This window comes from Hylemonella sp. P2_B10 (assembly GCF_056404875.1).
The window spans coordinates 802,108-819,058 of record NZ_JBFUDE010000003.1; the positions used below are offsets into that span (position 1 = coordinate 802,108).

At 64.7% G+C, this 16,951-nt stretch carries 18 protein-coding genes and 1 tRNA gene; 9 read left to right on the forward strand and 10 right to left on the reverse strand.

Annotated features, from left to right (window positions below):
- Position 1 precedes the first annotated feature (1 nt).
- The 3 genes from AC1DX2_RS16115 to AC1DX2_RS16125 all read left to right on the forward strand — a co-directional run bounded on the left by AC1DX2_RS16115 (position 2) and on the right by AC1DX2_RS16125 (position 2,308).
- Positions 2–610, forward strand: a complete 609-nt coding sequence (locus tag AC1DX2_RS16115; protein ID WP_477197368.1) for an SCO family protein — start codon at positions 2–4, stop codon at positions 608–610.
- A 117-nt stretch (positions 611–727) separates the two neighbouring features.
- Entirely contained in the window at positions 728–1,216 is a 489-nt protein-coding gene (locus AC1DX2_RS16120) for a hypothetical protein (RefSeq protein ID WP_477197369.1), read from the forward strand.
- 150 nt (positions 1,217–1,366) lie between these two features.
- Complete coding sequence (locus AC1DX2_RS16125; RefSeq protein WP_477197370.1) at positions 1,367–2,308, forward strand: tetratricopeptide repeat protein; 942 nt, start codon at positions 1,367–1,369, stop codon at positions 2,306–2,308.
- A 60-nt stretch (positions 2,309–2,368) separates the two neighbouring features.
- Here AC1DX2_RS16125 and AC1DX2_RS16130 read toward each other — a convergent pair whose 3' ends face one another.
- Both AC1DX2_RS16130 and rpoH read right to left on the reverse strand, forming a co-directional pair.
- The gene (locus tag AC1DX2_RS16130; protein WP_477197371.1) at positions 2,369–3,376 is read right to left on the reverse strand and encodes a Bug family tripartite tricarboxylate transporter substrate binding protein; all 1,008 of its coding nucleotides are present in this window, start codon (positions 3,374–3,376) and stop codon (positions 2,369–2,371) included.
- 147 nt (positions 3,377–3,523) lie between these two features.
- Positions 3,524–4,465: an RNA polymerase sigma factor RpoH gene (gene rpoH / locus AC1DX2_RS16135; RefSeq protein WP_477197372.1), complete on the reverse strand. Its 942-nt coding sequence runs from the start codon at positions 4,463–4,465 to the stop codon at positions 3,524–3,526.
- A gap of 454 nt (positions 4,466–4,919) precedes the next feature.
- Here rpoH and murA point away from each other — a divergent pair, with 454 nt between their 5' ends.
- From murA to AC1DX2_RS16160, 5 genes are all read left to right on the forward strand, one after another.
- Positions 4,920–6,200, forward strand: coding sequence for a UDP-N-acetylglucosamine 1-carboxyvinyltransferase (gene murA, locus AC1DX2_RS16140; protein ID WP_477197373.1), 1,281 nt, complete (start codon positions 4,920–4,922; stop codon positions 6,198–6,200).
- A 136-nt stretch (positions 6,201–6,336) separates the two neighbouring features.
- Positions 6,337–6,885, forward strand: coding sequence for a M15 family metallopeptidase (locus AC1DX2_RS16145; RefSeq protein ID WP_477197374.1), 549 nt, complete (start codon positions 6,337–6,339; stop codon positions 6,883–6,885).
- A gap of 141 nt (positions 6,886–7,026) precedes the next feature.
- Positions 7,027–8,256, forward strand: a complete 1,230-nt coding sequence (gene argJ, locus AC1DX2_RS16150) for a bifunctional glutamate N-acetyltransferase/amino-acid acetyltransferase ArgJ (RefSeq protein ID WP_477197375.1) — start codon at positions 7,027–7,029, stop codon at positions 8,254–8,256.
- A 20-nt stretch (positions 8,257–8,276) separates the two neighbouring features.
- On the forward strand, positions 8,277–9,155 hold the full coding sequence (locus AC1DX2_RS16155) for an ATP-binding protein (RefSeq protein ID WP_477197376.1): 879 nt from the start codon (positions 8,277–8,279) through the stop codon (positions 9,153–9,155).
- Positions 9,152–9,658 carry an NUDIX domain-containing protein gene (locus AC1DX2_RS16160; RefSeq protein WP_477197377.1) on the forward strand — a complete coding sequence of 169 codons (507 nt, stop codon included), beginning with the start codon at positions 9,152–9,154 and terminating at the stop codon, positions 9,656–9,658. Before AC1DX2_RS16155 ends, AC1DX2_RS16160 begins: the two co-directional genes overlap by 4 nt.
- 24 nt (positions 9,659–9,682) lie before the next feature.
- Here AC1DX2_RS16160 and AC1DX2_RS16165 read toward each other — a convergent pair whose 3' ends face one another.
- The 8 genes from AC1DX2_RS16165 to AC1DX2_RS16200 form a co-directional block, all read right to left on the reverse strand.
- Positions 9,683–9,913: a DNA gyrase inhibitor YacG gene (locus AC1DX2_RS16165; RefSeq protein ID WP_477197378.1), complete on the reverse strand. Its 231-nt coding sequence runs from the start codon at positions 9,911–9,913 to the stop codon at positions 9,683–9,685.
- A 26-nt stretch (positions 9,914–9,939) separates the two neighbouring features.
- Positions 9,940–10,695 carry a cell division protein ZapD gene (zapD, locus tag AC1DX2_RS16170; protein WP_477197379.1) on the reverse strand — a complete coding sequence of 252 codons (756 nt, stop codon included), beginning with the start codon at positions 10,693–10,695 and terminating at the stop codon, positions 9,940–9,942.
- Positions 10,696–10,717: 22 nt separating this feature from the next.
- A complete protein-coding gene (coaE, locus tag AC1DX2_RS16175; protein WP_477197380.1) occupies positions 10,718–11,329 on the reverse strand; it encodes a dephospho-CoA kinase in 612 nt (203 codons plus the stop codon).
- Positions 11,330–11,337: 8 nt separating this feature from the next.
- Positions 11,338–12,180: a prepilin peptidase gene (locus tag AC1DX2_RS16180; protein WP_477197381.1), complete on the reverse strand. Its 843-nt coding sequence runs from the start codon at positions 12,178–12,180 to the stop codon at positions 11,338–11,340.
- Positions 12,180–13,400: a type II secretion system F family protein gene (locus AC1DX2_RS16185; RefSeq protein ID WP_477197382.1), complete on the reverse strand. Its 1,221-nt coding sequence runs from the start codon at positions 13,398–13,400 to the stop codon at positions 12,180–12,182. The genes AC1DX2_RS16180 and AC1DX2_RS16185 overlap by 1 nt, the downstream gene beginning before the upstream one ends.
- A 23-nt stretch (positions 13,401–13,423) precedes the next feature.
- A complete protein-coding gene (pilB, locus tag AC1DX2_RS16190; RefSeq protein WP_477197383.1) occupies positions 13,424–15,148 on the reverse strand; it encodes a type IV-A pilus assembly ATPase PilB in 1,725 nt (574 codons plus the stop codon).
- 186 nt (positions 15,149–15,334) lie between these two features.
- A tRNA-Pro gene (locus AC1DX2_RS16195) sits at positions 15,335–15,411 on the reverse strand.
- A gap of 28 nt (positions 15,412–15,439) precedes the next feature.
- A complete protein-coding gene (locus AC1DX2_RS16200) occupies positions 15,440–16,369 on the reverse strand; it encodes a polyprenyl synthetase family protein (RefSeq protein WP_477197708.1) in 930 nt (309 codons plus the stop codon).
- A gap of 263 nt (positions 16,370–16,632) precedes the next feature.
- Here AC1DX2_RS16200 and rplU point away from each other — a divergent pair, with 263 nt between their 5' ends.
- A complete protein-coding gene (gene rplU / locus AC1DX2_RS16205; RefSeq protein WP_477197384.1) occupies positions 16,633–16,944 on the forward strand; it encodes a 50S ribosomal protein L21 in 312 nt (103 codons plus the stop codon).
- The last annotated feature ends 7 nt before the right edge of the window (positions 16,945–16,951 follow it).

Consider the following 16,951-nt stretch of genomic DNA (forward strand, 5'->3'; position numbering starts at 1 on the left):
GATGAACCGACGCACTTTCCTCTCCCCGGCCCTGGCCGCCGCGCTGGCACTGGCTGGTGGCCTGCTGCTGGCCGGCTGCAGTGAGCAAAAACCCAGCTTCAACGCTGTGGACGTGACCGGCGCCGAATACGCCCGGGACTTCCAGCTGACCGACCACAACGGGCAGGCACGCACGCTGAAGGACTTTTCCGGCAAGGTGGTGGTGATGTTCTTCGGTTACACCCAGTGCCCGGATGTGTGCCCCACGTCGATGGCCGAGCTGGCCGAGGTGAAGAAACTGCTGGGCAAGGACGGCGACAAGCTGCAGGGCATCTTTGTCACCGTGGACCCCGAGCGGGACAAGCCCGAGGTGCTGAAGGGGTACATGACCAATTTTGACCCCAGCTTCCTGGCCATGTACACCACGCCCGACAAACTGGAGAAGCTGGCCAAGGACTACAAGGTGTTCTACAAGAAGGTGGACGGCAAGACCGAAGGCAGCTACACCATGGACCACTCGGCCGGCAGTTACGTCTATGACACCCAGGGCCGGCTGCGCCTGTACGCGCGCTACGGCGGCGGCGCTAAATTGATGGCGGCCGACATCCAGCAACTGCTCAAGCAAGGCTGACCGGGCGGCGGGGTAAACCCCCGGGAGGGCTGGGTGGGTTAAAGCACAGACTTTGGGCGATTTCAGTGTAAAGTCTGCCGCACAATTCCATCCATTCATCCGTTGGAGCAAGACCCGATGTTGACATTCAAACGCATTGCCACCTCCGCGCTGTTGGGCGCGGCGGCGCTGGCTGTGGCCACGCAACCCGCGCTGGCGCAAACCAAGGCTGCCTACGCCAAGTCATCCGCCGAGTTCTACACCGCTTCGAGCAATTTTTCAGCCGCGTTGGCGGCGCTGAGCAAGCGCACCGCCGCAGCCTCGCCGCACGACAAGGAAATGCTGGTGCTGATCAACAGCCAGTTCAGCTACGTGGACGCCACCGCCGACGGCGTGCTGGCATTGGGCTACGTGGCATCCGAAATGGGCGCCCCTGGCGACCTCGCAGCCGCCAAGAAGCACCTGATGAAGCGCTGCGAGGCGCTCAAGCGCGTGTCCGACTCTTCCGGCCAGTACGTCACCAGCCTGATCAGCCAGCTGGCGGCACCGGCCATCATTGCCGACGCCAACAAGGCCAAGGATGCCAACGCCGCGTTGGGTCAGGCGGCATTGTGTTCCGGTAAGTAAGACTTCTGCTCAATCGGCGTCTTTTTTGACGCTCTGCCTGTCAATTGCACCGTTGGTCGCAACGGGCTTGATTTCGTGCCGCAAAGCCCCAAACTTATCGGCATCTACTTCCTCACTGGAGGGGCCAACCCCATGTTTCAAGCAATGACGATGACGACCCGGAAATTTCTGCTCAGCGCCGCGCTGGGTCTGAGTCTGGCCGTGGCGGGGCAAGCCGCGCTGGCGGCCGAGCCCACCGTGCACCAGGTGTACCAGGCGGCGGAGGCTGGCCGTTACATCGAGGCACAGTCCATGCTGGACGAGGTGCTGAAGGCCAAGCCCAACAGCGCCATGGCGCACTATGTGCAGGCCCAGTTGTACGCCAGACAGGGCTTCATGAACAAGGCCAGCGACGAGTTGGCCAAGTCCGAGAAGCTGGACCCGACCGGCAAGTTCGTCAAGCCGGCGTCTATCCAGGAACTGCGCGACAAGATCGCCGCGCCGCGCACCAACCTCAGCGACAACCGCGCCGCGCAGTCGCAGGCTGGCGGCAATGTGGTGAGCACACCGCAGCAGCCGGTGCAGCGCCAATTGCCTGCGCCCAAGCCTGAACGCAGCTTCCCCTGGGGCCTGTTGCTGGGCGGCCTGGGGCTGGTGGCCTTCATCGTCTGGGTGACGCGCATGATGTCGCAGCGCAATGCCGCTGCACAGGCTGCGCAGCCCATGATGAACAGTGGTGGTGGCATGTTTGGTACGCCGGGGCAACAACAGTATCTTGGTGGCGCCTACAGCGGCGGCGGTGTCCCGCCCGGCTACGGCCCAGGCTATGGCGCCCCGCAGCAGCCCGGCATGGGTTCGCGCATCATGGGCGGCCTGGCCACTGGCGCGGCCGTGGGCGCCGGCATCGTGGCGGCCGAAGCCATTGCCCGGCAGTTCACCCATGGCGACAGTGGCCATGCCAATGCGGCGCCGGCTGACAGCGGCAACAGCTGGGGCCCGTCGCCCAGCAATTACGACATGGGCGGCAACGACTTCGGCGTCGCCGACAGCTCGTCGTGGGACAGCGGCGGGGGTGGTGGTGGCGACGGCGGTGGTGGTGGTGGATGGGATTGAGCCCTTGCGGCCTCGCACGCACAAGCCCGCCCTTCGGCGGGCTTTTTTCTTGTCAAAAGGCTACTCCACCCCAATCCCCCGCGCCGCGATCACCCGCCCCAGCATCGCGGTATCCGTCTTGATGCGGTTGGCCAGCCCTTCGGCAGAGGAGCCAACCACCTGCCAACCCTGTTGGAACAGTTTTTGCCGCACCTCGGGTGAGCGGGCGATGTCGCTGAGCAATGCCGATAACCTGGCTTGCAAAGGCTTGGGCAGGCTGGCCGGCACGGCCACGGCGTCCCAGACCTCCAGTTGAAAATCCTTGCCAACGATGCCCAGTTCACCCAGGCTGGGCAGCTCAGGCACCAGCGTGCTGCGGCCGGCGGATGTCAGGCCGATGGCACGCAGCTTGCCGGCGCGCACCGGCCCCATCGCCTGGCCGGGTGGCAGCAAGGCCAACTGCACCTGACCGCCGAGCATCGCGGTGATGACCTGTGGGTTGCCGAGGTAGGGAATGTGCACGCCCGACCACCCAGCATTGGTGTTGAGCAACTCCATGCCGATGTGCGCCACCGTGCCAACGCCCGGGCTACCATAGCTCCAGCGGTTGCCGGCAGCGCGCGCCGCGGCCAGCCACTCGGGCGCCGTGGCACCGGGCGCATGGGCCGGCACACACAACACCAGCGGCGCGGTGGCCACCAGGCTGATGGGGGCCAGGTCCCTGGCCGGGTCGTAAGGTGTCTTCGGGTTCAGCAACTTGGCGATGGTCAGGTTGCCGTTGATCATCACGCCCAGCGTGTGCTGGTCCGTGGCACGGGCCACCATGTCGGCGGCAATGTTGCCGCTGGCGCCGGGTCGGTTGTCCACGATGACGGGCTGGCCCAGCGCCTTGCTCAAAGGCTCGGCCAGCGTGCGGGCCAGCAGGTCGGGCGAGGAGCCACCCGGGAAGCCCACCAGCAGGCGCAAAGGTTTGGTGGGCCAGGTGGCTGGGGCGGCATTCGTCCCCTGGGCCAGCGCCGCGCCGGGCAGGACGGACGATAGCGTCAGCAGCAGGGCTTTGCGACGAGGTATGGAGACGGGCGTTGGCATGGTGGCGAAGGAGGGCTTGTCAGCGGTTCCCTGAGTCTATAGCCGAGGATGCTGCTGGAGGCCCGCTGACCATTTCGCCGGCCCAAAGAAAAACGCCAGCCTTTTCAGGATGGCGTTCTTTGCAGCGGATGCAGGTGAGTGGGCGGGTCAGGCGTACTGCGCCAGCGTCGTCTTCATCTTCTTCATCGCGGCGGTTTCGATCTGGCGAATGCGCTCGGCGCTGACGCCATACTCGGCGGCCAGTTCGTGCAGCGTCATGCCGCCGGAGCTGTCGTCATTGACCTTCAACCAGCGCTCTTCCACGATGCGGCGGCTGCGCGGGTCTAGCGCGTCCAGCGCCATGGCGATGCCGTCGCTGGCCAGCGCGTCACGCTGGCGCGACTCGATCATGGCCGTGGGCTCGTGGTTGGTGTCGGCCAGGTAGGCGATGGGGCCATAGGCCTCTTCGCCGTCGTCGGACGGGCTCGGGTCCAGCAGCACGTCGCCGCCGGACAGCCGGGTTTCCATCTCGATGACTTCCTCGCGCTTGACCTTCAGCTGGCTGGCCATGGCGTCGATTTCGCTTTCGCTCAAGGTCTCGCGGTGCGTGGCAGCGTCTGCTGCGGCCGCGTCAGCCTTGAAACCCTGCTTCATCGAGCGCAGGTTGAAGAACAGCTTGCGCTGGGCCTTGGTGGTGGCCACCTTGACCATGCGCCAGTTCTTCAAAATGTATTCGTGGATTTCGGCCTTGATCCAGTGCAGCGCATAGCTGACCAGGCGCACACCCTGGTCGGGATCGAAGCGCTTGACGGCCTTCATCAGGCCCACATTGCCTTCCTGGATCAGGTCGCCGTGCGGCAGGCCATAACCCAGGTACTGGCGCGAAACGGACACCACCAGGCGCAAGTGAGAGAGCACTAACTTACCGGCTGCCTCAATGTCGTTCTGATCGCGAAACTGGCGCGCAAAGGCCTGCTCTTCTTCCAGCGTGAGCATGGGCAGGCGATTGGCCGCCGAAATGTAAGCGTCCAGATTGCCCAGCGGCGGGACAACCGCCCAAGGATTGGCAACCGTCAAAGCGGCGCCGGAGACCCCATTTTGAACTGTCATACCAAGGTTTCCTTTCGTCATGGTTGCCATATTAGCACTCTCTTAGAGGGAGTGCTAACAACAGGGTTCCATTTGATTCAATCGGCTTCATAGCTTTTTGCTGCATCGCGGTAATGGGCTGTGGTGAATGGTCAAGCCTGTGGCACGGCAGATGGGAGCAGGTTTCAATTTGACAAGGGGTGGGCTGCGCTGTCCGTGCCGTAGGGCACGTTCAGGGCTGCTCTTTCATCCAGTTCTCGGAGTCGGGTGGCCAAGCCCATGGCAGAGTCTGGGAGCAGCACCGTGCAGGCAGTGTGCAGGGCGGGCGGCAACGGTGTTGCGACATGGCAGAATGGCCGTCAATTCACGGCTGCGTGTCGTCTCGTGGGCGGCATGCGCGCCTGCGGTCTGATTGCCCTGCATGCCTTTCCTGCTGCCTCCGTTGCCGTTCTCTTTCTAGCTGCTCGTCCAACCCATGTCCACATTTGAAATCGAAGGCGGTGTTCCGCTGCGCGGCACCGTGCGTGCGTCCGGCAACAAGAACGCCATCCTGCCCATGATCGCCGCCTGCCTGCTGACCGACCAGGAGGTGGTGCTGGACAACGTGCCCGACATCATCGACGTGCGTCACATGCTGGAGGTGGTGGTGGAGCTGGGCGGCAAGGTGGAGCGCAGCGGCGAACGCGTCAGCATCCACGCCGCCAGCCTGACCAAAAGCGAGATTTCGCGCGAGTTGTGCAACAAGGTGCGCACTTCCATCATGTTCGTGGCCCCCTTGCTGCACCGGCTGGGCCAAGCCAAGCTGCACCCGCCCGGCGGCGACGTGATTGGCCGGCGCCGGCTGGACACCCATTTCTACGGCCTGCAGAAGCTGGGTTCGCAGGTGGAGCTCAATGGCAGCTATGAGTTCACCATGAATGGCGCACCGCTGACCGGGGCCGAGATGTTCTTCGACGAGCCTTCGGTCACCGGCACCGAGCACATCCTGATGGCCGCCGTCGTCAGCCAGGGCCACACGCTGTTGCGCAACGCCGCCTGCGAACCCCATGTGCAGGACCTGGCCAACATGCTCAACGCCATGGGCGCCAGGATCAGCGGCATCGGCACCAACCAGCTCAGCATCGAGGGCGTGTCGTCACTGAACGGCACCCACCACACGGTATGCCATGACCACATTGAGGCGGCTTCCTACTTGGCGCTGGCCGCCGCCACCGGTGGCGAGCTGAAGGTGGAGGGCACCGACCTGCATTCGTACTGGATGTGCCGGCGCGTGTTCGCCACGCTGGGCGTGAAGATCGAGCTGTACAAGGACCATGTGTACCTGCCCGCCGCGCAGGAGATGCGCGTCACGCGCGATTTCGACGGCTCCATGCCGGTGATCGGTGACGGCCCCTGGCCGCAGTTCGCCACCGACCAGATGAGCTGCATGATCACGTTGGCCACGCAGGTGGAGGGCAATGTGCTCTTCTTCGAGAAGATGTTCGAGTCGCGCCTGTACTTTGTCGACCGCTTGATCGCCATGGGCGCCAACGCCGTGGTGTGCGACCCGCACCGCGTGGTGATCAGCGGGCGCTCCAAGCTGCGCGGCACCACGCTGGTGTCGCCCGACATCCGCGCTGGCATGGCGCTGTTGGGCGCGGCGCTGTGCGCCAAGGGCAAATCCACGGTGCAGAACGCCAACATGATCGAGCGCGGCTACGAGCAGGTGGAGCAGAAGCTCTCCGCCCTGGGTGCGCGCATCACGCGTAAATCGTGATACCTTGCGGGACAGACCACTGCGAAGCAGTGCTCTGTCCTCAACACTTCGTAGCTGTCTGGATGTTCCTTGCGGGACGGACCACCACGAAAGTGGTGCTCTGTCCTCAACACTTCGTAGCTGTCCTGGCCAACTCGTGAGCACCGTCGCCGTCGCCCAATCATCGACCTACCTGCAGCGCGTGCAAGCCGCGTTGCAAGAATTCGGCATCGCAAGCGACCTGATCGCGCGTCGCAACCTGTTCCTGTGCGAAGAGCCGCCCGAGCTGGTGCTGGCCCAAGTGGGCGCCGGCGGTCGCGAGTACCTGGTGACGCCCGCCACCAAGGCCGCCTGGGACGCCATGCGCACCGCCGCCGCGCTGGAAGGTATCCCGCTGGCCATCGTGTCGGCCTTTCGCAGCCTGCAGCGCCAGTGCGAGATCGTGGCGACCAAGCTGGCGCAAGGCCAAACCATTGACGAGGTGCTCAGCGCCAGCGCCCCACCCGGCTACAGCGAGCACCACACCGGTCGCGCCATCGACATCGGCAGCTCCGAAGCGGCGTCGCTGGAAGAGGTGTTCGAGACCACGCCGTCCTACCAATGGTTGGCGCGGCATGCAGGCCGCTTCGGTTTCACGCTGAGTTTCCCGCGCGACAACCGCTATGGCTATATCCACGAGCCGTGGCACTGGTGCTTCCGCGAATAGAACGCCCAATCTCCGGCGACGGCACTGGGCACGCTGCGGAACCACGCCAACGAAACAAAGCAGAACGAAGGCAGGAAGACCTGCCAAAGCCGTGGAGCGGTTTTTTCGGATAATGGCGAGCTAACCTTTTGAAAGCCTGCCATGCCCGTGAACCTGAGCGCCCCCAACCCTGCTGACCTGCACCCGGTGCCGGGCCTGAGGATAGGCGTGGCCGAGGCCGGCGTGCGCAAGCAAAACCGCAAGGACCTGACGGTGGTGCTGCTGGACGAAGGTGCTTCCGTCTCCGGCGTGTTCACGCAGAACCGCTATTGCGCCGCGCCGGTACAGATCTGCCGCCAACACCTGGCCGGTGGCGGCGCCATACGCGCGATGCTGATCAACACCGGCAATGCCAACGCCGGCACGGGTGCCGACGGCATGGCGCGCGCCCAGGCCACCTGCGAGGCACTGGCCGGCAAGCTGGGGCTGCCCGCCACGGCCGTGTTGCCGTTTTCCACCGGCGTCATCATGGAGCCGCTGCCGCATGAGCGCATCATCGCCGGGCTGGATGCGGCGCTGGCCGACGCCAAGGCGGACAACTGGCTGCGCGCGGCCGAGGGCATCATGACCACCGACACCGTGGCCAAGGCTTTCAGCACCCGCGTGCAGCTGGGCGGCACCATGGTGACCGTGACTGGCATCAGCAAGGGCGCCGGCATGATCCGCCCCAACATGGCCACCATGCTGGGCTTTGTCGCCACCGACGCCTGCGTGGGGCAGGGGCTGATGAAGCAACTGGCCCTGGAGTTGGCCGAAGGCTCGTTCAACCGTGTCACTGTGGACGGCGACACCTCCACCAACGACTCGTTCGTCGTCATCGCCACCAACAAGGCTGCGCACGCGCCCATCACGTCGCTGGACAGCGCCGAGGGCCAGGCCTTGCGCAGCGCCATGCTGGACGTGGCGCGGCAGCTGGCGCAGGCCATCGTGCGCGATGGCGAGGGCGCCACCAAGTTCATCACCGTGCGGGTGGAGGGCGGCAAGACCGCCGCGGAATGCCGCCTGGCGGCCTACGCCATCGCGCACTCGCCGCTGGTCAAGACCGCCTTCTTCGCCAGCGACCCCAACCTGGGCCGCATCCTGGCGGCGGTGGGCTATGCCGGCATCACCGACTTGGACCAGGCCGGCATCGACCTGTTTCTGGACGACGTGCACGTGGTGGTCGATGGCGGGCGCAACCCGACCTACCGCGAAGAGGACGGCCAGCGGGTGATGAAGCAAAGCGAGATCACCGTGCGCGTGGGCCTGGGGCGTGGCACGGCCAGCGACACCGTGTGGACCTGCGACTTCAGCCATGACTACGTCAGCATCAACGCCGACTACCGCTCCTGATCTGCTGACCTGATGACGCCATGAATGAAAATTTCGAACGCCTGTTGACGCGGGCCGAGCAGTTGATCACCCGCATCGAGGCGGTGCTGCCGCAACCGCTGAGTCCGCCCGATTGGGCCGCCTCCATCGCCTACCGCTACCGCAAGCGCAGCAGCGGCCACGGCGTGCTGGAGCCGGTGCGCCAGGTGGGGCAGATAGCGCTCTCCGACCTGAAGGAAATCGACGACCAGAAGGACAAGATACAACGCAACACGCAGCAGTTCGTGGAAGGCAAGCCGGCCAACAATGTGCTGTTGACCGGCGCGCGCGGCACGGGAAAAAGCTCGTTGATCAAGGCCTGCCTGCACGCGTACGCGGCTAAAGGGTTGCGCCTGATCGAGGTCGACAAGGCTGATTTGACCGACCTGGCCGACATCATCGACGTGGTGGCGCAGCGGCCGGAGAAGTTCATCGTCTTCTGCGACGACCTGAGCTTTGAAGAGGGCGAGTCCGGCTACAAGGCGCTCAAATCCGTGCTGGATGGCTCGGTGTCGGCGGCCGGCCCCAATGTGCTGGTGTATGCCACCAGCAACCGGCGCCACCTGCTGCCCGAGTACATGAAGGAAAACCTCAGTTACACCCACACCGACGATGGCGAGGTGCACCCGGGCGAGGTGGTGGAAGAGAAAATTTCGCTCTCGGAGCGCTTTGGCCTGTGGGTCAGCTTCTACCCGTTCACGCAGGACGAATACCTGACCATCGTTGCGCAGTGGCTGGCCTCGTTTGGGGTCCATGCCGCAGCCATCACGGCATCGCGCCAGGAGTCACTGGTGTGGGCGCTGGAGCGCGGCTCGCGCAGCGGCCGTGTGGCCTGGCAGTTCGCGCGCGACTATGCCGGCCGGCATGGTGAGAGACCATGACTGAGGGAGGGAGCCCGTTGGTGGCTGACGGTGATCGGCCGCGGGCGGACCACGAGCCGGGCCAGCAGCGCAAGATCACTGACGTGGCGGTGGGCGTGCTGGTGCGCTCCGACGGCAGCTTCCTGCTGACCTCACGGCCGCAAGGCAAGGTGTATGCGGGCTACTGGGAGTTTCCCGGCGGCAAGCTGGAAGCCGGCGAGACGGTGGAGCAGGCGCTGCGTCGTGAGTTGCACGAGGAGCTGGGGATCACCATAGGCGCCGTCCACCCGTGGAAGGTGGAGCTGGTGGATTACCCGCATGCGCTGGTGCGGCTGAACTTCTGCAAGATTTTCGACTGGACGGGCGAGCTGCAGATGCGCGAGCAGCAGCAATGTGCCTGGCAGGCGCTGCCCGTGCAGGTGGTGCCGGTGCTGCCGGGCACGGTGCCGGTGCTGGCCTGGTTTGCGCAGGAACGCCAGTTTGCCGGTGCAACCCACGAGTTGGCGGGCACGCCGCCAGGCTGAGCGCGCGAGGCTCCGGCTGCCCAGCTACTGCAAGGGCGGTGCGCCGGCTTCCAGGTCATCCGTCGGCTCGTTGGCCGGGATGCGGAAACTCTCGCTGGCCCAGGCGCCGAAGTCGTTCATTTTGCAGCGCTCGCTGCAAAATGGCCGGTAAGGGTTGCTGGTGGCGTAGATGCTGTCCCCTTTGCAATTGGGGCAGGCGACGATCTTGGGGGCCATGCTGCCGCCCGTGCTGGCGTTGCTGTCGTGTTCACTCATGAGCTTGCTCCCCTCGGCCCGGTCCATCAGGAGCACAGGGTCAACTCGAAGGTGGAATCGTCGTTGCTGGAATGCAGGCGGTCGTCTGCCTCCTGGCGCATCAGGCGTATGGACACCATCAGCCGGTTGCCGCTGATTTCGGGGATCAGTTTCAGCTCGGGCGCCAGCGCCAGGCGCAGCAGCTGGAAGGTGCGGCCTTGTGGCAGGTTTTGTTGGAACTGGCCGGCATTGGCCATCACCTTTTGCGGCGCCCCGGAGTCGCGCAACAGCTTCAGCAGCAGGTGGATGGATTTGGCCAGTGGCGCCAGTTTGGAAGACCAGCGCTCCAGGTCGGCGCGGCGCGTCATGCCGCTCTCGTGCTGCCAGGCGTAATAGGCCGGCAGGTCAAATTCGCAGGTGCCGCCGGGTATGCCCACGCGGCTGCGTATGCTCATCAGCCAGTCGTTCTCGGTCAGCGACTGGCCGGCCTTGCCGGGCAGGTTGTTCAGCGCGGTGAAGCACTGGTCCATCTCGTCGATGACGGCGTCCAGCACGCCCTGGGCAATGGCCGGGTTGCCGCGGTAACCACCCAGCACGTGTTTTTGCTTTTCCAGATCCTTCAGGACGTCTGACTTCAGGTCGGCGCGCGCGCCGACGTCCATGATCTCGAAGATGGTGGCCAGCGCGTAGTGGTGGTCCAGCGCCTCGTCGCGCGCCACCAGCTGTCCCAGGCGTCGAAACAGGTGCTCCAGCCTCAGGTAGGTGCGTATGCGCTCGTTGAAGGGGTACTCGTAAAGGATCACGTCGTTTTTTCCGCTGTGCGAATCATAGCCCGAAGCGGCCAGCCAACTGCAGCACCTCCGCGGCCAATTTCGGCATGGAAACCGCCGGGCCGTTGAACACCACCAGGTCGGCACAGGCCAGGCGCCGTTGGCGCGTGGCCTGCGCAGCGATCACCGCCTCCACCGCCGGGGCCAGCCATCCGTTGCGGGCCATGACCCGCTGCACCTGGGTTTCGCGCGGGCAGTCCACCACCAGCACCTGGTCCACCCGGGCGCGCCAGTGGGCCGACTCGACCAGCAGCGGCACGTCGAACACCAGGCAGCGCTTGCCGGCGGCCAGGGCCGCCTCGGCCTGGCGGGCGGTTTCCTGGCCCACCAGCGGGTGCACGATGGCTTCCAGGCGCCGCTTGGCCCCTGCGTCCTGGTAGGCCAGGGCGCGCATGCGGTCGCGGTCCATGGCACCGTCCGGGCCGATGAAATCGGCGCCAAAGGCCTGGGCAATCAGGGGGATGGCCGCGCCACCAGCCAGCGTGACGCTGCGTGCGATGGCATCGGCGTCGATGACGGCCGCGCCGTGCTGGGCCAGCAGGCCGCCCACGGTGGACTTGCCGCTGCCTATGCCACCGGTGAGGCCCAGGCGGAAAGCGGTGCTCATGGTCGGCGTCAAAACCCCGCGAAGCGCAGGATGGACTCAGGCCCGAACAGCATCGCGGTGAGGCCTGCCCCTGCCAGGAAGGGGCCGAAAGGCATCTGGCCACCTTCGCGCAGCGTGCTGGAGAGCTTCATGCCTATGCCCACCAGTGCGCCGATGACCGAGGCCATCAGGATCATGGGCACCAGCGCCGCCCAGCCAAACCAGGCGCCCAGGGCGGCGAACAGCTTGAAGTCGCCGTAACCCATGCCCTCCTTGCCGGTCAGCAGCTTGAAGCCCCAGTAGATGCACCACAGCGACAGGTAGCCCGCCACGGCACCCCACAGGGCGCCTGCCAGCGGCACGCGCGTCCATTGCAGCGCGGCCGCAATCAGGCCGGTCCACAACAGCGGCAGGGTGATGTCGTCGGGCAGCAAGGTGGTGTCCCAGTCGATCATCGTCAGCGCCACCAGGGCCGCGCTGAAACCGCACCAGGCCAGGCCTGTGGGGCTGATGCCCCACTGGTGGCCGCAGAACAGGAACAGCGCGCCGGTGGCCAGCTCCACCGCCGGGTAGCGCAGGCCGAAGCCGGTGCCACATTGCGAACACTTGCCCCTGAGCAGCAGGTAGCTCACCACCGGGATGTTTTCATGCCAGCGAATCTGATGCCCGCAGTGTGAGCAGCGCGAGCGCGGCACCATCAGGTTGAAAGCCGGCTGCTCAGGCAGTAGCTGGCCGCTGATGTCGGCGCACTCGGTCGCCCAAGCCCGCTCCATCATCTTGGGCAGGCGGTAGATCACCACATTCAGGAAGCTGCCTATGGCCAGGCCCAGAACGGCCAGCAGGGCGCCGTCCCACCAAGGCGCCAGCAGCATCAGACGACCTGGCCCAGCTTGAAGATAGGCAGGTACATCGACACCACGATGCCGCCGATGATGCCGCCCAGCAGCACGATGATGATGGGCTCCATCAGGCTGGACAGGCCGGCCACCATGTCGTCCACCTCGGCCTCGTAAAAGTCCGCCGCCTTGCCCAGCATGTGGTCAATCGAGCCGGATTCCTCGCCAATGGAGCACATCTGCAGCACCATGATGGGGAACAGGTTGGCGTTGGTCATGGCCGCCGTCAGGCTGGTGCCGGTGGAAACCTCCTGCTGGATTTTCTCCGTCGCCATCTGGTAGACCGAGTTGCCCGCAGCACCGCCCACCGAGTCCAGCGCCTCCACCAGCGGCACGCCGGCGGCGAACATGGTGGACAGCGTGCGCGTCCAGCGCGCAATGCAGGACTTATCGATCAGGGTGCCGAAGATGGGGATCTTCAGCATGATGCGGTCCATGATCTGCTGCATGCGCTCGTTGCGCTTCCAGGCCTGCATGAAGAAATACAGGCCGCCGCCGATGCCGCCGAAGATCAGCCACCAGAATTTGACGAAGAATTCGCTCATGGCGATGACGAACAGCGTGGGTGCCGGCAGGTCGGCGCCGAAACTGGAGAACACCTGCTTGAACGCCGGCACGACGAAAATCATGATGACGGCCACCACCACGAAGGCCACCACGATCACCGAGATCGGGTACATCAGCGCCGACTTGATCTTGGACTTGATGGCCTCGGTCTTTTCCATGTAGATCGCCAGGCGATCCAGCAGCTGGTCCAGGATACCGGCCTGCTCGCCGGCTTCCACCAGGTTGCAGTACAGGTTGTCGAAGTACATCGGGTACTTGCGGAAGGCCACGGAGAGCGAGGTGCCGGTTTCCACGTCCATGCGGATGTCGTTGAGCAGCTTGGTCACGCTGGCGTTGGCATTGCCGCGGCCGACGATGTCAAAGGCCTGCAACAAGGGCACGCCGGCCTTCATCATGGTGGCCAGCTGGCGCGTGAAGATGGACAAGTCCTTGGCCTTGATGGACTTGCCAGAGCGCATGCTGCGCTTCTTGATCTTGGTGGGCAGCACCCCTTGGCGGCGCAGCGCGGCCTTGACCTGGTTCTCGCCGGCGGCCCGGGTTTCGCCGCGCACCTGCTTGCCGGAGCGGTCCTTGCCCTCCCACTCGTAGACGAATTCCTTGGTGTCGTTGGACTTGGCGGCGGTTGCCATGGATTCCCCTGTTGTTCTTCAGACTACTCGTTGGTGACCGCCAGCACTTCCTCCAGCGAGGTAAGCCCCAGCCTGACCTTGTTCAAACCGGACTGGCGCAGCGTGCGCACGCCCTCGCGCTGCGACTGTTCGGAGATCTCCATCGCCGAACCGTCGCGCAGGATGATGCGCTGTATTTCGTCCGTGATCGGCATCACCTGGTAGATACCCACCCGCCCCTTGTAGCCGTTGTTGCACATGGTGCAGCCCACCGGCCGGTAGCTGACCCAGCTGCCGTCCAGGTCCTCGGGCTTGAAGCCCGCGTCCAGCAGGCTTTTCTCGGGCAGGCTGATCTTGGCCTTGCAGTTGGTGCACAGGCGGCGCGCCAGGCGCTGCGCAGTGATCAGCATGACGCTGGAGGCAATGTTGAACGGCGGGATGCCCATGTTGCGCATGCGCGTCAGCGTGGTGGGCGCGTCGTTGGTGTGCAGCGTGGACAGCACCAGGTGACCGGTCTGCGCCGCCTTGATCGCGATGTCGGCGGTCTCCAGGTCGCGGATTTCGCCCACCATGATGATGTCGGGATCCTGGCGCAGGAAGGACTTCAGCGCGGCGGCAAAGGTCAGGCCGGCCCGTTCATTGACGTTGACCTGGTTGACGCCGGGCAGGTTGATTTCCGACGGGTCTTCGGCGGTGGCGATGTTCACCCCCGGCTTGTTCAGCAGGTTCAGGCAGGTGTACAGCGACACCGTCTTGCCCGAGCCCGTGGGGCCGGTGACCAGGATCATGCCGTAGGGCCGCCCGATGGCCGCCATCAGCCGCTCTTTTTCCTCGGCGTCATAGCCCAGCGCATCGATGCCCAATTTGGCGCTGCCGGGGTCCAGGATACGGATGACGATCTTCTCGCCGAACAAGGTGGGCAGCGTGCTGACGCGGAAATCGATGACGCGGTCGGGGCCGACCTTGAGCTTCATCTTGCCATCCTGCGGCACGCGCTTTTCCGAGATGTCCATCTTCGAGATCACCTTGATGCGCGAGGCCAGCTTTTCCTTAATGGCGATGGGCGGTGAGGCGATTTCGCGCAATTCGCCGTCGATGCGGAAGCGCACGCGGTAATTGTGCTCGTAGGGCTCGAAGTGCAGGTCGGAGGCGCGCATGCTGAAGGCATCCATCAGCATCTTGTGCAGGAACTTGACGACCGGCGCGTCCTCGACTTCCGAGTCGCTACTGTCGCTGCTGACTTCGGTGGCGGACTCGTCGAACTCGAAATCCGCCCCCAGGATCTGGTCCATGGCCTCGGCCGCGGTGGTGGCGTTGCTGTCCACCAGCTTGGACAGCTTGTCGTATTCGGCGATGACCCAGTCCACCCCCAGCTGGGTGGCGAACTTGATCTTTTCCACTGCCGCCTGGTCCGACGGGTCGGCCGTGGCCACGGTCAGGCGGTTGTTGCGCTTGCTCAGCACCACCACGCGGTAGTCCTGGCAGATCTTGGTGTCCAGCAGTCCCTTGGGCAGGCGCTGCACGTCCAGGGCGTCCAGGTCCACCAGCGGCGCGGCAAAGGCGGTCGACATGGTGTGCGCCAGATCGTAGTCAGAGACGGCGCCCGAGCCGGTCAACTCGGCGATGAAGCTGGTGCGCGCGGCCTTGGCCTTGCGGTAGACCTCTTCGGCCGAGCTTTGCCCCAGTTTGCCGGCCAGAATCAGGGCGCGGCCAATGCCAGGCAGGGCAACGTTGGAAGCTTCACGGGGAGAGGTGTCGACTGCGGCCATGTATTCCCGAAATGTACTACGTCGCGGGGGAATTACCTAGTTATTGGGGCCGTCTGGCCGGCTCTGCATATGCTGCGCGCAACACTGGCCCAGCTTAGCGTACATGCAAGCCAGCGCGACAGGCCACGCCAGCCGCAACGCGCAGGGCGTTGAAGCATTCGGTAACAAGTGAACCATGAAGAAAATTGGTCGGGGTGAGAGGATTCGAACCTCCGGCCTCTACGTCCCGAACGTAGCGCTCTACCAGGCTAAGCTACACCCCGCTTGAGGAAGGACACCGAACAGCGGGGTTCAGTAATCGCGTTCCAGCAATTGAGCCGCCAATTGTACCAAACACTCGGTGTGCTCCCCGGCAGGCAGGCGGTTGGCAGCGCGAATCGCGCGTTGCGCCTCTTGCGCGGCGGCCTCGCGCGCCACGTCCAGCGCGCCGGTGCGCTGGACAATGGCCACCACCCGCTCCAGCATTTCCACCGCGCCGGTCTCTATGGCGTCCTGGATGGTCTTGCGTTCCTCCGGCGTGCCGCGTTGCATGGCCGAGATCAACGGCAGCGTGGTTTTGCCCTCGCGCAGGTCGTCGCCCAGGTTCTTGCCCATCACGGCGGCCTCGCCAGCGTAGTCCAGCACGTCGTCGATGACCTGGAAGGCAGTGCCCAGCGCCTGGCCATATTCGGCGCAGGCCTCCTCCATCTCGGGGCTGCCGCCAGCCAGGATGGCGCCCACCCGGGCGCTGGCCTCGAACAGCTTGGCGGTCTTGGAGCGGATCACCTGCAGGTAGCCGGCCTCGTCCAGCGCGGCGTTGTGCATGTTCATCAGCTGCATCACCTCGCCCTCGGCGATCACGTTGGTGGCGTCGGCCAGCACCTCCATGATGCGCATGTTCTGCGCCTCCACCATCATCTGGAAGGCCCGCGAATACAGGAAATCGCCCACCAGCACGCTGGCCGGGTTGCCGAAGGTCTCGTTGGCGGTGGCATTGCCGCGCCGCAAGGCGGAGTCGTCCACCACGTCGTCGTGCAACAGCGTGGCGGTGTGGATGAACTCCACCACCGCAGCCAGGTTAAGCCGTTGCGCGCCCCGGTAGTTCAGTGCGCCGCAGGTCAGCAACAGCAGGGCTGGCCGCAGCCGCTTGCCGCCGGCGGCGATGATGTAGCGCGACACCGTGCCCACCAGCGGCACGCCGGACGCCAGCCGCAGGGCAATGACGGCGTCAACTTCCCGCATGTCCTGGGCGATGATGGACAAGGGGTTGACGGCGGGGGAAGGATGGACTTGCAAGGCGGAAACCCGGGAATTTCAGGGATTATAGGAAGCGCGCCCCAACCCCCCGCGGCGCCGGTACATCCGCCCCGCCCGACCTCCCATACCTGAACGGAGGCCTGCTTGCGGTCAGGCAGCCAAAATGTTATACTTGAAGGCTCTCTGGGAAATTCGTCCCGGAGAGTTTCTCGCCCGGCGTTTTGGCCGGGGGAATTGAAGAGGTCAATATGTACGCGGTCATAAAAACCGGTGGCAAGCAGTATCGCGTTGCTTCCGGCGAAAAAATTAAAGTAGAACAGATTGCTGCGGACGTGGGCCAAGAGATTGTGTTCGACCAGGTTCTGGCTGTCGGTATCGGCAGCGAGATCAAGGTGGGCACGCCCTTGGTGTCCGGCGCAACCGTGACTGTCACTGTGGTGGCACACGGCAAGCACGACAAAGTGCGCATTTTCAAGATGCGCCGTCGTAAGCATTATCAGAAACGCCAAGGGCATCGCCAGCAGTTCACCGAACTGCAAATTGGTGCGATTTCCGCTTAAGGGGCAT

Bases quoted from the DNA above. Each gene is read 5' to 3' on its own strand.
- AC1DX2_RS16115 (WP_477197368.1), top strand. From the start codon at position 2: ATGAACCGACGCACTTTCCTCTCCCCGGCCCTGGCCGCCGCGCTGGCA.
- AC1DX2_RS16120 (WP_477197369.1), top strand. From the start codon at position 728: ATGTTGACATTCAAACGCATTGCCACCTCCGCGCTGTTGGGCGCGGCG.
- AC1DX2_RS16125 (WP_477197370.1), top strand. From the start codon at position 1,367: ATGACGACCCGGAAATTTCTGCTCAGCGCCGCGCTGGGTCTGAGTCTG.
- AC1DX2_RS16130 (WP_477197371.1), bottom strand. From the start codon at position 3,376: ATGCCAACGCCCGTCTCCATACCTCGTCGCAAAGCCCTGCTGCTGACG.
- rpoH (WP_477197372.1), bottom strand. From the start codon at position 4,465: ATGACAGTTCAAAATGGGGTCTCCGGCGCCGCTTTGACGGTTGCCAAT.
- murA (WP_477197373.1), top strand. From the start codon at position 4,920: ATGTCCACATTTGAAATCGAAGGCGGTGTTCCGCTGCGCGGCACCGTG.
- argJ (WP_477197375.1), top strand. From the start codon at position 7,027: ATGCCCGTGAACCTGAGCGCCCCCAACCCTGCTGACCTGCACCCGGTG.
- AC1DX2_RS16155 (WP_477197376.1), top strand. From the start codon at position 8,277: ATGAATGAAAATTTCGAACGCCTGTTGACGCGGGCCGAGCAGTTGATC.
- AC1DX2_RS16160 (WP_477197377.1), top strand. From the start codon at position 9,152: ATGACTGAGGGAGGGAGCCCGTTGGTGGCTGACGGTGATCGGCCGCGG.
- AC1DX2_RS16165 (WP_477197378.1), bottom strand. From the start codon at position 9,913: ATGAGTGAACACGACAGCAACGCCAGCACGGGCGGCAGCATGGCCCCC.
- coaE (WP_477197380.1), bottom strand. From the start codon at position 11,329: ATGAGCACCGCTTTCCGCCTGGGCCTCACCGGTGGCATAGGCAGCGGC.
- AC1DX2_RS16180 (WP_477197381.1), bottom strand. From the start codon at position 12,180: ATGCTGCTGGCGCCTTGGTGGGACGGCGCCCTGCTGGCCGTTCTGGGC.
- AC1DX2_RS16185 (WP_477197382.1), bottom strand. From the start codon at position 13,400: ATGGCAACCGCCGCCAAGTCCAACGACACCAAGGAATTCGTCTACGAG.
- pilB (WP_477197383.1), bottom strand. From the start codon at position 15,148: ATGGCCGCAGTCGACACCTCTCCCCGTGAAGCTTCCAACGTTGCCCTG.
- AC1DX2_RS16200 (WP_477197708.1), bottom strand. From the start codon at position 16,369: ATGCGGGAAGTTGACGCCGTCATTGCCCTGCGGCTGGCGTCCGGCGTG.
- rplU (WP_477197384.1), top strand. From the start codon at position 16,633: ATGTACGCGGTCATAAAAACCGGTGGCAAGCAGTATCGCGTTGCTTCC.